At 63.0% G+C, this 13,309-nt stretch carries 9 protein-coding genes; 3 read left to right on the top strand and 6 right to left on the bottom strand.

The window, feature by feature from the left end:
• Positions 1-384: 384 nt before the first annotated feature.
• Positions 385-1,665 carry a serine/threonine transporter gene (locus Q7F16_RS23915; protein WP_046063975.1) on the bottom strand — a complete coding sequence of 427 codons (1,281 nt, stop codon included), beginning with the start codon at positions 1,663-1,665 and terminating at the stop codon, positions 385-387.
• 640 nt (positions 1,666-2,305) lie between these two features.
• On the opposite strand from Q7F16_RS23915, the gene Q7F16_RS23910 reads away from it, so the two are divergent.
• Positions 2,306-3,259 carry a 2-hydroxyacid dehydrogenase gene (locus tag Q7F16_RS23910; protein WP_024617964.1) on the top strand — a complete coding sequence of 318 codons (954 nt, stop codon included), beginning with the start codon at positions 2,306-2,308 and terminating at the stop codon, positions 3,257-3,259.
• On the opposite strand, the gene tssA is transcribed toward Q7F16_RS23910, so the two are convergent.
• The 5 genes from tssA to Q7F16_RS23885 all read right to left on the bottom strand — a co-directional run bounded on the left by tssA (position 3,256) and on the right by Q7F16_RS23885 (position 10,784).
• The gene (gene tssA / locus Q7F16_RS23905; RefSeq protein WP_046063976.1) at positions 3,256-4,338 is read right to left on the bottom strand and encodes a type VI secretion system protein TssA; all 1,083 of its coding nucleotides are present in this window, start codon (positions 4,336-4,338) and stop codon (positions 3,256-3,258) included. The genes Q7F16_RS23910 and tssA overlap by 4 nt on opposite strands.
• On the bottom strand, positions 4,335-8,159 hold the full coding sequence (locus Q7F16_RS23900) for a type VI secretion system protein (protein WP_409556589.1): 3,825 nt from the start codon (positions 8,157-8,159) through the stop codon (positions 4,335-4,337). Before Q7F16_RS23900 ends, tssA begins: the two co-directional genes overlap by 4 nt.
• Complete coding sequence (locus Q7F16_RS23895; RefSeq protein ID WP_046063978.1) at positions 8,156-8,920, bottom strand: DotU family type IV/VI secretion system protein; 765 nt, start codon at positions 8,918-8,920, stop codon at positions 8,156-8,158. The genes Q7F16_RS23900 and Q7F16_RS23895 overlap by 4 nt, the downstream gene beginning before the upstream one ends.
• Before the next feature lie 18 nt (positions 8,921-8,938).
• Positions 8,939-10,270: a type VI secretion system baseplate subunit TssK gene (gene tssK / locus Q7F16_RS23890; protein ID WP_046063979.1), complete on the bottom strand. Its 1,332-nt coding sequence runs from the start codon at positions 10,268-10,270 to the stop codon at positions 8,939-8,941.
• Positions 10,271-10,334: 64 nt separating this feature from the next.
• On the bottom strand, positions 10,335-10,784 hold the full coding sequence (locus Q7F16_RS23885) for a hypothetical protein (protein WP_014337908.1): 450 nt from the start codon (positions 10,782-10,784) through the stop codon (positions 10,335-10,337).
• Between the two features lie 224 nt (positions 10,785-11,008).
• On the opposite strand from Q7F16_RS23885, the gene tssB reads away from it, so the two are divergent.
• Positions 11,009-11,569 (top strand): type VI secretion system contractile sheath small subunit, encoded by a 561-nt coding sequence (tssB, locus tag Q7F16_RS23880; RefSeq protein WP_014337907.1) that lies wholly within the window; start codon positions 11,009-11,011, stop codon positions 11,567-11,569.
• Positions 11,570-11,599: 30 nt separating this feature from the next.
• Positions 11,600-13,081, top strand: a complete 1,482-nt coding sequence (tssC, locus tag Q7F16_RS23875) for a type VI secretion system contractile sheath large subunit (RefSeq protein WP_014337906.1) — start codon at positions 11,600-11,602, stop codon at positions 13,079-13,081.
• The last annotated feature ends 228 nt before the right edge of the window (positions 13,082-13,309 follow it).

Raw genomic sequence — 13,309 nt, 5'->3', positions numbered from 1 at the left:
GGCACACCGCCTTCGCGAGCAAGCCCGCTCCCACAGGAGAAACGCGATCACCCTAAATCAGGTCGGCCGTTAGGCCGCCTCGCGGTGGACGTTGATCTCGGCGCCCCGTTAACCACGCTGGCCGAACGCAGGCATTGCGCAGTGGGCATCCCGGCATGGATGCCGGGATAGCCGCGCTGGGCCATGGATGGCCCTTCGCGGCGGGCCCACGGAGCAATGCCGGAGTGAGGGCACACCGAGCCTAGGCGAGGTGCCAAGTGGTGGGGCTGAAGCGTTTTGGTTACTTTTGCGCTTCTCAAAAGTGACCCGCCGTAAAGGCGGAACCCTAAGCCGCCGTTACCGCAAAAACGGATATACACACCAACCTCGCCCCTCAATAAAGGCCTAAGCCAAGAGGGAGTAAACCAACGCCGTAATCGCCACCAAACCCACCAACGCAACGAAGACATTCGAAGCCTGGCCACGATATCGGGCCATGGCCGGAACTTTGCGAATGGCATACATCGGCATCAGGAACAGGATAGCTGCGATGACCGGCCCGCCCAGGGTTTCGATCATGCCCAGAATGCTCGGGTTAAGGGTAGCGACGATCCAGCACACCACCAGCATGAACGCCGCGGTGAGCCGGTCCAGGGTCTTGGGCGCCGGGCGCCGACCGCTCTTGACGATCAAGCCCTTGAGGCCTTCGCTGGCGCCGATGTAGTGCCCCAGGAACGACTTGGAGATGGCGACAAACGCAATCAACGGCGCGGCAAAGGCGATAGTCGGGTTGCTGAAATGGTTAGCCAGGTACGACAGGATCGACAGGTTCTGCGCCTTGGCTTCGGCCAGTTGCGCCGGGGTCAGGGTCAGCACGCAGCTGAACACGAAGAACAGCACCATCACCACCATCAGCACATGGGCGCGCGACAGGATCTGCGAACTGCGTTCCTCGGCGTTGCCGCCGTAGCGCCGTTTCTGGTCCACCGCAAAGGCCGAGATGATCGGCGAGTGGTTGAACGAGAACACCATCACCGGGATCGCCAGCCACAAGGTATGCAGCAGCGCCGAAGGTTCAGGCGGCGTCGACGCCGTGGTCAGGATGCCGCCGCTCCAGTGGGGAATCAGGAACACCGCCAGGAACAGCAGTGCAACGATGAACGGATAGACCATCAAGCTCATGGCCTTGACGATCGCCTGCTCGCCGCAGCGGACCACCGCCAGCAAGCCCAGGATCAGCACCAGGGACAACACAGCCCGAGGAGGCGGCTGGATATGCAACTGATGCTCCAGGAAACTGCCCACCGTGTTGGTCAACGCCACGCTGTAGATCAGCAGGATCGGGAAAATGGCAAAGAAGTACAACAGCGTGATCAGCGCACCAGCCTTGAGGCCGAAATGTTCTTCCACCACTTCGGTGATGTCCGCGCCGTCGCGACCGGACAACACAAAACGGGTCAGGCCCCGGTGGGCATAGAACGTCATGGGGAACGCCAGCACCGCCAGGATCAGCAACGGCCAGAAGCCGCCCAGGCCCGCATTGATGGGTAAAAACAGAGTACCTGCACCGATGGCGGTGCCAAACAGGCCCAGCATCCACGTGGTGTCCTGGCGACTCCACTGGCTGAGGGCGGCTGGGACTGTCGTTTCAAAGCGTTCTTCGACGCTATTGGCCTGATCATTCATCCGGGCGGATCTCCGTATTCCGGTCACATGCACCCGGCCGGGACGAGTCGGAAAAACCCGACAGGCAGCGCCCTGGCCGAAACAGGGGCGCGATTGTCCGGGATTAGTGAGCAGAAGCAAAGACTTAGCTGAGGAGCGGTTATGCATATCAGATCGCTGCCATAGAATTATCCCTGCATTCCTTGTGGGAACGAGCTTGCTCGCGATAGCGGTGGGTCAGCTTGCATCAGCGCTGAATGTACCGCCGCCTTCGCGAGCAAGCTCGCTCCCACAGTTGGATCAAAGTAGATCCACCAGAGCCAGGCCGGCTGTCAGGCCGCCTCGCGAGCAAGCTTTGCTCCCACAGGTCCTGCTCAAACAGATCTGATGGGTGTACGACCGGAAGAGCCAGGTCGGCTACTAGGCCGCCTCGCGGTGGACGTTGATCTCGGCGCCCCGTTAACCATGTGTCCGGTCCGTACAGCGCTCTTCCAAAAGTGACCCGCCGTCAGGGCGGAACCCTAAGCAGCCGTTACCGCAGAAATGGATATGTACTCACTACTACGACCGAAATGCACATAAAAAGCCAAGCCCCCCTGCCCCCGGCTCCTACAATCAGGTTGAATACGTGAAATCGCCCCAGCGCCCACAGGAGCCCAGCATGACCGCAACCGTTCTGGTACTGGTTGAAACCGTCAATGAATGCCTGCCGATTCTCGAGAAGCAGGGTTACCACCTGGAATTGGCGCCCACGCCTGCCGAACGCAAGACGGCGATTTTCGAACACGGTGAACGCTTCAGCGCAGTGCTGACCCGCGGCCCCCTGGGCCTGACGGAGGAAGAGATCGCCGCCCTGCCCAACCTGAAAATCATCTGCGTGATCGGTGCCGGTTACGAACAAGTAGACCTGCAGGCCGCGCGCCATCGGGGCATCGTGGTCACCAACGGCGCCGGGGTCAACGCGTCGTCGGTGGCCGACCATGCCATGGCGCTGTTGCTGGCGCTGGTGCGCGACATACCCCACTCCGATGCCGCCCTGCGGCGGGGCGAATGGCCAAGGGTTGCGCGCCCTTCCCTGGCGGGTAAGCGGCTGGGCGTGTTGGGCCTTGGCGCGGTGGGCATGGCAATCGCCAAGCGGGCCGCCCTGGGCTTTGACATGAGTATCAGCTATCACAATCGGCGGGTGCGCAATGACGTGCCCTACACCTTCTGCGCCACTCCCACGGAACTGGCGCGGGTTTCGGACTTCCTGATCGTCGCCACGCCAGGCGGCCTGGATACCCGGCAATTGATCAACAAGCAGACCCTCGATGCGCTCGGCCCCAAAGGATTTCTGGTGAACGTCGCCAGGGCCAGCGTGGTTGCTACCGCCGATCTGATCAGCGCCCTGGAGCACCGGCGAATTGCCGGAGCGGCCCTGGATGTGTTCGATCACGAGCCCGAGGTGCCGCAGGCGCTGAAAAACCTGCCCAACGTCGTCCTCACACCCCACGTGGCCGGCCTGTCGCCAGAAGCGACCCGCGCAATGGTAGAGCTGGTGGGCCAGAACCTGACCGCGTTCTTTTCCGGCAAACCGGTGTTGACGCCAGTACCGTGGCCCGACGAGGAGCGTTAGAGGACGCCCAATAACGTCCACAAGCGCCGGGATTCGGCATCGGCACTGATCAGTTCCCCCAGCAACTCGCTCAACGGCTTGTTACCCCACTCCACGCCGCGTCGGATCAGGTAGGGCACCGGGCTGTGGGGTTCGGTGCGGGCCAGGTAACCGGCGATGACCAGTAACTGTCGGTAGGCCTCTTCACGATTGGCCGGTTCCTGGAAGACCTGGGCAGGTGCCGTCTGCGGCTGGGACGTCGACGTCGTGGTCGCCGGGGACGTTTGCACCGGCGCGACGGTGGGTTGCTGTGGGTGCATCGCGATGAACTCCTCTACCAGTGCCAACAAGGCCTGCATCACGTCCTGCAGGGATTTGTAGCCCGGGGCCAGGTTGCCCAGGTAAGCGTCGCTCCAGGCTTCGAGCCGTTGCAGATGTTGCAGGCTCAACATCAGGCTGCCCTGGCGATGCAACCAGAACGACAAGGGTGTGTTGCGAATCAGTTCGCTGAGCTTCTTTTGATCGTTGCGCGCCGCTTCGGCCGAGGCCTTGGCGTTCTTGCTGTCGTTGACCAACACTTGCTGGCGCTGCAAGCGTTGCCAGTCGTCCAGGCAGAAAGCGGCGAAGGCCTGTTCCCGGCCGTCGAACAACGGCACCCGCGTCAGCAGCACTTCGCTGTAGCGACGGGCCAACCACTCCAGGGGGATCACCCGCCATGACTGGTCGCCTTCCTCGGCCTGGGGGTGCAACTGCTCCGGATAGCGCTCACACAGCCCTGCCACCAGCGCCAGGCTGCCCGGCAACCCTTCCAGCCCAGCCATATGCAGCCAGGCCTCCCCCAGCCAGGCGCTGATCATCAGGTCCTTGCTGCGTTCAAGCAGCAACGTGGTCGCGAGCCGTTCCAGGTCTGGCCACAGGGCGCGCTTGATCGAAGACTGCCACACACCGGTGGGCAGGCTGGTGTCGTCCTCCCGGCGCAATTCGCGCAACTGGTCATATTCCGGTTCGTAGCGCAGGTCCGGGCCACAGGGCGATTCGGCGCTGATCGGCTCGAGCAACTGGCTGACCAGCTCAGGCAAAGGCGATATCGGCAAGCTCACAGGCCCTCCTCACGAGTGGCAATGGCGGGGCTCGATGCGGTCGCCATGAAAGGTGAACGGGGCGCCCGCGTCGGCAGCGGCGGGATCGACAGGGGCAGCTTGGAGCCCTGGCTCATCAACGACAGACGCATGAACATCAACGTTTGCTGCGCCGTGCGGGCCTGGGTCTGGGCGGTCACCGGCAGTTGCAAGGCCAGGGGAAAATCTGTGTAGTCGACATTCGGCTGGCGCTGACTCGCCACCTGCGAGCGCATCAGGCGCAGCAATGACCAAGGCCCCTGGTACTCCCAGCCGGCCTCCAGGTCGCGCACCACCAGGTTCGGTTGCAGCGGGTCGTTGGCCGGACGCTGGTAGCCGTTGCGGGCCCAACGCAAGGTCAGGCGCACGGGCTGGCCGACCATCCAGCGCAGGTTCGGCTGGCCGCCGCCGGGGTAGCTGATCTGTTGGTTGCCGGCGTCCAGGCTCCAGGCGATCACCTGGTCGGCGCCGCGTTCTTCATCGCGATCGGTGCGCCAGCGCACGTCCATTTCCACCCCAAGGATGCCACTCTTGTCGCGCACGAACAGCGGCCCGAGCCAGGTACCAGCCTGTTTCAAACGGTTGAGGAAATCCTCGGCCGCCAGCCGGTCAGGTGTCTGGCTCAACGTCAGCCCGGCCTGGGCCAGGGGCAGGCGCGTGTCGATCAGCTCCAGCAAATGCTGGACCCGCGCCGGGTCGGCATCGCTGGCCCGCACGTCCTGGGAAAACGGAAAGCGCCCGGCCAGGTATTGATTGAAATAGTTGGCCAGGTCATTCCAGGCGGCCGCGGCCTGGTTCTGTTGCAGGTACAAGCAACGTTGCAAGGCGCCCTGCTGCAACGCGACGGTGCGCAGGGCCAGGTCACCGCGTCCGCCGGGCAGGCTGGAGGTCTGCAAGATCTGCGCGCAGGAAGTGGTGTCCATGGCGATAAAGTCCCGGCTCACCAATTGTTCCAGTTGGGCCGCCGAGCTGGCCGGGTTCTGGTTCTTGTACTTGAGCAATTCATCGTTGAGGGCCATGAAGCGTGCCACCTGGTCATGTTCCAGGGCCGACAGGTTGTCCTGCTGGACGATCAACCATTCCAGCGCCGGCATTCGCTGCTCGGCGATCTGCAGCATCGCGCCGAATTGCTGGGCCAGGTTCAGCTTCAGGTCCTGTGGATCGCTGGCACCGTAGAGTTGCAAGCCGAAGTTCTTCGAACCGTCCCAGCGCTGGACATCGGCCCGCTGGCTGAACAGCGGCTGGGCATCGATTTCGTCCAGGCCTCTCTTGAGTTGCGCCAGTGCCCGGCGATTGAGCAGACGTTGGAAACGAATCGCCAGGTCGCTACGGTGCACGTCCATGAAGGCTTTTTGCAGCGCAACGGCCTGGGTCGTTTGCACATTGAAGCCCATGCCAGGCAACGCCTCGTCGCTTTCATCCAGGCTCAACCACATGGCCCGGGCCGCAGCGCCTTCAGCGGCCTGCATCAGCGCATCACGGTAATCCGGCGGAATGCGCGGCATTTCTTCATTGGCATAGCTCTTGTAGCTGGCGAAGTAGTTCAGCGCGACGCTGAAATCCTCGCTGCCATCGCCCTGGCCCATCGAATCGGGGTTGTTGCCCGACGGATCCTTCTGCATGGCCAACGCCACGAAATCACGCTTGAACAACGCCTGCACCGCACCGTCCAGCGCCGTGACATGGTCTTGCAAGACCAGCAGGCCACTGCCCTGCTGCACCAGCAGATTGTCCCGTGAACCGGTCTGGACGATCCACTGGTCACGAAAGCTCTGCTGGAGTTTCGCCGCCTGGCTCTCCAGGTCCTGCTCGATATCCGGCCCCAACAACGTGCTGTGGCTGACCTTGTCCAGCATCTGGCTGTAGCCGGGTACCAGGTCCTGGCCCTTGCCCCGGCCCCAAGCCGAATTGGTCAGGCTGACCAGCGTCTGCAAATCGTCGATCAGCGCCATCAGGTCCTCGAGTTCGCTCAACGAATTGCCACTGCCAGCCTCCAGCCGTTGCAGGTGCAGCTTGAGGTAACCGGCCTGACGCACGAAGTTGTCCGCCAGGAAGTAATGGTCCAGCCAGCGCTGCATCAAGCCGGTGAAATTATCGGAGATCACCGGGCGCGCGGCGTTCAGGTCCAGCCCTTTCAAATCGCTGTTCTGGGCATCGAACAGCACCCGGTTATAGAACCGTGGCCGGCTCAAGGTGCCGGTGTTGAGACCCAGGGACAAGGCGGTGTTGCTCAGTTGCACCAGTTCGTCCAGCGGTGCCTTGGGATCGTTCACCACCTGGCTGAACATCTGGTTGTGCTGCTCAAGGCGTACCGCGAGCTCCACCAGTTCCTTGGCTTTCACGTAGCTCTGCCACTGCGCCGGGTCTTCGTTCTCCACATTGCCCCGCCGCTCGGTGTTGCGGATGGATTTGAGCTGTTCCAGGTCGGAATTGAGCAGGTCCCGCAGAGGCAATATCCAATGGTGACGAGCAGTCAGGCGCAACCCATTCTCCAGCTGCGTGTCCACGGAAGAGAACCACGACGTAGGAAAGACCACCGAGACGAAGCGCCAGCTCGGGGCCTTTTCCAACATGTTCCAGTAGTTCTGCACGTTGTGTCGGGTCGGTTCCAGCTGCGGTTCGTCAGGGTCTACCACGAGATGGTTCTTATGGGTGCTGAGGATCAACCGCGACAGCCCTTCGGCTTGTTCCACCGAATCGTGCCAGACCCAGACCATGCCACCCAACCAGACCAGGCCCACCACCAACGCCACCGCGCCGACCAACCGATGCCCGCGCTGGCGCAGGCGCAACAGCCGCGGCACAGGCTGGGCCAGGCCACGCTCAGCCACCAGCCGTCGTGACCACAATTGCCGGGCGAACACGGTTTGCCGCTGGGCACTGTCGGCGGCGGTCAAACCATCACCGCTGACAACCGGCGCCTGGCTGGCAGTGAAATACACCCCGCGACAACGCGGTGCTTCGCCTTGGGCATTGCCCTGGAACACCGGCTCCAGCAGGATCTGCAAGGCCCGTCGCAAGCCTTCGAAGCGCTCCGGCAACCCATAAAGATCGCTGCCCAATTGCCCCGACAGCGCACCGATCTCGATGATCGACTGCGACAGCGCCGCGTTGACCTGGTCCAGGGCCTGGTCACTCCACTGCGACTGCCAGGCCGCATCCGGCAAATAGGGCGAGGACCAGCCCAGCATCGATTCACGCGCCTCGGCGGGCAGCGCGCTGACCAGTTCCTGGACCCCGGGCAGTTCTTCCATCCCGGTGATCACCACGTACACCGGCAGGCTGAGGCCGAACCGTTGCAACAGGTCGATAAAGCATCGCCGGACCTTGAGGCTCAGTTCGGTGGTGTGTTCAATGTCATCGAGGGTGCTGAACGGCACCGTCCAGATCACCGCATCCAATGGTCGCTTGCTGCGCAAGCGCAACATCAGCCCCAACAGACGCCACCAATTGCCCCGTTGCCGGTTCATGCCTTCATCGGGCAGGAACAACGCCTGGGGCACCACCAGCACCGAGCCCTCGGCATCGGAAAACCAGCGCCCGAACCAGGCGGCCTTGTCGGTCGGTTGCAAGCGCCACTGGGCGCACAACTGGGCGCCGTCGCTTTCGTTGCCGAGCATCATCAGCCAGGGCATCTGATAGCGGTCCCGGGTGCCCTGCTCCTGTTCCATGCGGCGCACCGCCCCATAGAAACTGCGGATCGCCGCCCCGCCCTGGGTCCGCAGCCACCAGATCAGGGCCGCGATCAACAGCACCACGACGATGGCGAGCACCACCAGGGCAACGATGCTCAGGGGGCTCATGAATCCAGCTCCTGAACCACCGCCGACTCGTTCAGTTGCAACACCGGTTCGAGCTCCGAACGGATGTCACGCCAGAACACCTGCCCCAAGCCGGTCAGCAGCAACACCATCGCCAGGATCGCCAGCCCCAGGCGAAAGCCGTCCGGCAGCGATTGCTGCACTGGCATGCGCACTGGCGGCGTCGCCGAAGACAGCGCCAGGCGCTGGCTGACGTCGACGTAATCAGGGTCGTGTTGCCAGGCGAAGGTGAACAGCGCCACGCGCCACTTGGCATGCTGGACCTGGCCCGGCTCGCCACGCAATCGCCCCTGGAACCCGAGGATCAGGCATTGCAGGTAGACATTCGCCAGGTCGCGGGTGCCAGGCATCTGCTCGTCCAGCAGTTTCTTGATCGCCGCCGGCAAGCGCTCGCCGGCCTGGCGGCTGGCATACATGCGTGACTCGAGGGGGTGCTGCTGCCACGCCAGTTGTCCGGGCCAGGGGCTGAACAGCAAGGTTTCGTCCACCAGCGCCACGAAGGCGTAGACCAGCGCCTTGACTTGCTCGGTCGCTGCATCGCCGACGGTGGCGAAGGCCACCCGCCACAGACGCTGGGCGCTGCGCCCGGAGAACTCCACCACCCGATTGACCAATACCGCAGGGTCGCTGTCCTTGGGCAAGTCTTGCCACTCCTGGGACCACTTCAGCCAGGCCTGGCGAAAAGCGCTGCTCAGCGGCGCCTCATGCAGACTCCGAACCGCCCCGCCACTTCCATCAGGCATACGACTCCCCTTTTGCGATCAGGCACTTTCACTGGCTTGCGCCACGAACAACACCACTTGCCACGGGCTGCTGGCCTGGGCCGATGCCGGCGCCACGATGTGCAGCGGCAATTGCGCGTCGAACCATTGCCCGCTGGCGGCCACCACAAACAAACGGGTGTCCTCGCCCACGCTGTAGGCCACCTGTTCGTTGCGGCTCATGGCCTGGTGGGGCAGACCGCTCATGCGTTGTCGGCTGAGCAGCGGGATGTGCCGCGCCGACGCGATGATCGCCCCGCGCAACCAATCGGCCGCGGCCTGCTCACTGGCGCCGTTGGGCATGCGCAGGCCGATAACCAGGCGTTGCTCCGGCTCGTCGTCAGGCAACTGGATCGAGAAGACCTGCTCATCGCGCTCGAAGGCCAGGCTGCGATAGCCGGCGCGAACCAGTTCCAGGGTGGTTTCCAGCCAGTCGAGCAACGGCTCATAGCCGCGCTGCAATTCGAGGAAGTCAAGCGGCGCGAAGGCCGGGACGCCCGCCAGCGGATCGAGGGCCGACCAGCTTCCAGCCAGCCCCAGCAGCAAACCGTAGAGCGCCTGGGGCGTGGCCACCCGGGTGTTCAGCGCCCCTTCGACTTCCGGCAAGCGCGCCCACAAGGCGGTCAACTGCCGGCGGATCTCCATGGCATCGTCCTGGTTGCCAGCCGCCTGGGCCTGACGCAAGCGACCGGCGAGAAACATGCATTTTTCCCGGGCCCGGGCGCACACCCCGGCGACCCGTCGACCGAGGGCCGATTCCGGCAACAGGATCGGCGTCGGTGGGGTGTAGGGCACACGCCAGAAACCACCGCCCTCCTTGCGTATGCGCAACAGCGGCAGGCAGATCGAATCGGCCTTGCTCAGTTGCGTGCACAGCCTCGGGTTGGGTCGCCAGACGGTGATCGACTCGGGAAATGCACCGCTGGTGAGGTCTGGCAACGCCTCGCCGACCACCGATTGCAGGCGCCCCTTGAGCGGCACCAATTGCCCGGCGCGCCACAGCGGGCTGACGGCCAGGTACACCGTCACGGTGGCGTCGTCGGTCTTGTCGATCGCCTCACCGATGTCCAGCTCCAAGGTCGGCCCGACGCCGGCCTGCAGGTTGACCGGCAAGCCGTCCGGCAAGGTGCCTTGCAGTTGCAGCAGCCGCACCTGGCCGGCGCTGAGGGCCGAAGGGTCGACTTCCAGTTGGCTTACGCCCCAGAACCAAGGGTTGCAGGCCCCGGCAAAATACGCGGCCAGCGCCTCGGCACGCAGCCCTTGCAATTGAAAATGCTGGGGCAGCAATTGCATGCCCTCATGCCAGCACACCGCGTCAGGTAACAGACTCATACGACTCCCTTCGACATCCCAATGTCGCCGCGCATGGCGGCCCGCGGTCACTCAAGGCTGGCTGTCAGCGAGCCCCATCATTCACGAGGGTCATCTCGCGACTGTCGAACTTCAGCCAGGCCTTGCGCTGATCGTCCAGCCGAAGCCGGTGGGCTCCGGGAGTGTTATAGCTGGCGAAGACCAAAAGTCCAGCGGCGCGCCGGCCCTCCAACGGGAAGGGTTGGCGGTCGATGAATTGCCCAGGGACCAGCTCCAGCCCCCACACCGACATGAGTTGACGATAGTCGCGCTGGAACTGTTCGCGCTCGGCGAACCACTGGCTGGCGGTGATGCCCGACAGCTGCTTGAGCAGGTCCGGGTCGTTCACCGCGATGAAATCCACCGCGATCGGCGTGTCGTCATTGGCCCTCGGCGCGACGTCCAGGGTCAGGCTGTCCAGGTCGACACTGGGCGCAAAAAGCGAGCAACCGGTGAGCGCCAGGCTCAAAAAAAATCCGAAAAAAAACCCACGCAAAATGAATCTTCCTTTTCTCAGCGGTCAAAAATTGTTTTTGCTTGCTTTTTTATAGACCTGTTCTAGCGTCTTGGGTAGTTCGACCCACACGGTTGAATGCACCAGGTTCGTCAAGGGAATGACAGGTTTTCTGCCGTCCATTTGCAACCTGCGGATCAGCAAGGGAATGCGATGAGCGGGACTCCCGATGCATTGCGCCCACACATGCATCGGAGTCGGCCGCCATGGCAGAAAGTACCCAGCACAAGCTCGACAGAGTCCGTCCTCCCCGCGTCCAGATCACCTATGACGTGGAAATCGGCAATGCCATCGAGAAAAAAGAATTGCCACTGGTGGTCGGCATTCTGGCCGACCTCTCAGGCAAGCCACTGGAGCCGCTGCCCAAGCTCAACGAGCGGCGCTTCACGGAAATCGATCGGGATAATTTCAACGAGGTACTCGCGTCCATCTCCCCCCGCGCCACGCTCCAGGTGAACAACACCCTCAGCGGCGACGACAGCAAGCTCAACATCGAACTCAACTTCCATCACATCGACGACTTCGACCCGGTCAAGGTCGTGGAGCAGGTCACGCCGCTGCGCCGGTTGTTCGAAGCGCGCCAACGCCTGCGGGACCTGTTGACCAAACTCGATGGCAACGACGACCTGGACAAGCTGCTGCGCGACGTGATCGCCAACACCGAAGGCCTTCAGGAAATCAAGTCGGCGCGCCCCCAGGACGTACCGCCAGAGCTGCCCGCCGTGGCCGCCAACGATGACCCTGCCCCGGCCGAACCACAGGCCTGATCGCGCGCATCATTCAAGGGAGATAACGCCATGCCTGCTTCATCCAGCGCTCAAACCAGCGAGAGCACGACCCAGACCCTGTCCCTGCTGGACAAGATCATCGCCGAGGGCCGCATGGCCCACGACGACAGCCAGCAAGACTACGCCCGCGACATGCTGGCCGAATTCGCCACCCAGGTCCTCGACGAAGGCATGGCCATCGACAAGGACACCGTGGCGATGATCAACGACCGCATCAGCCAGATCGACCAGTTGATCAGCGCCCAGCTCAACGAAGTGCTGCACCACCCTGACCTGCAGAAACTCGAAGCCTCCTGGCGCGGCCTGCACCTGCTGGTGCAGAACACCGAGACCAGCACCCGGCTCAAATTGCGCCTGCTCAACGTCACCCAGAAAGAACTGCAGAACGACCTGGAAAAAGCCGTCGAATTCGACCAGAGCGCGCTGTTCAAGAAGATCTACGAGGAAGAATACGGCACCTTCGGCGGACACCCATTCAGCCTGCTGGTGGGTGACTACACCTTTGGCCGGCATCCCCAGGACATCGGCCTGCTGGAAAAACTCTCGAATGTCGCCGCCGCCGCGCACGCCCCGTTCATTGCCGCGGCCAGCCCGCGTTTGTTCGACATGACCAGCTTCACCGAACTGGCGATACCCAGGGATCTGTCGAAGATTTTCGAAAGCCAGGAGCTGATCAAGTGGCGCGCCTTCCGTGAAAGCGAAGACTCGCGCTACGTGTCCCTGGTGCTGCCGCACTTCCTGCTGCGCCTGCCGTACGGCCCGGACACGCTGCCGGTGGAAGGCATCAACTACGTCGAAGACGTCAACGGCACCGACCACAGCAAATACCTGTGGGGCAACGCCGCCTGGACCCTGGCGCAACGCATCACCGAAGCCTTTGCCAAATATGGCTGGTGCGCAGCCATTCGCGGGGCCGAGGGCGGTGGCGCGGTCGAAGGCCTGCCGGCCCATACGTTCCGCACCAGTTCCGGAGACCTGTCGCTCAAATGCCCGACCGAAGTGGCGATCACCGACCGCCGCGAAAAAGAACTCAACGACCTGGGCTTCATCTCCCTGTGCCACAAGAAAAACAGCGACGTGGCGGTGTTCTTCGGCGGCCAGACCACCAACAAGGCCAAGCTCTACAACACCAACGAGGCCAACGCCAACGCGCGGATCTCGGCGATGTTGCCGTATGTGCTCGCGGCCTCGCGCTTCGCCCATTACCTGAAGGTGATCATGCGTGACAAGGTCGGCAGTTTCATGACCCGCGACAACGTGCAGACCTACCTCAACAACTGGATCGCCGACTATGTGCTGATCAACGACAACGCGCCGCAAGAGATCAAGGCGCAGTACCCGTTGCGCGAAGCACGGGTGGACGTGACGGAAGTGGCCGGCAAGCCAGGCGCCTACAAGGCCACGGTGTTCCTGCGGCCACACTTCCAGCTGGAGGAGCTGACCGCCTCGATCCGCCTGGTGGCGACCCTGCCGCCGCCGGTAGCTGCCTGACCACGGTGTGGCTCTGTGGCTCTGTGGCTGGAGAGCTTTTGTGGCGAGGGAGCTTGCTCCCGCTGGGCCGGGCTGGCGCTCCAGCGCGAAGCGGCCCTGTTTTTTGGGACTGCTGCGCAGTCCAGCGGGAGCAAGCTCCCTCGCCACAAAAAGCTTTAAAGCTTTCTAGCCACAGCAAGCGCCTTGGCCACAGGTTAATTCATCGGTACCGGACACTACCTCATTCGT

Origin of the sequence: Pseudomonas sp. Lb2C2 (genome assembly GCF_052112205.1) — a bacterium.
Classification (GTDB): domain Bacteria; phylum Pseudomonadota; class Gammaproteobacteria; order Pseudomonadales; family Pseudomonadaceae; genus Aquipseudomonas; species Aquipseudomonas kilonensis.
The sequence above is the reverse complement of the archived record's forward strand: the minus strand, read 5'-3'. Positions and strand labels throughout refer to the sequence as shown.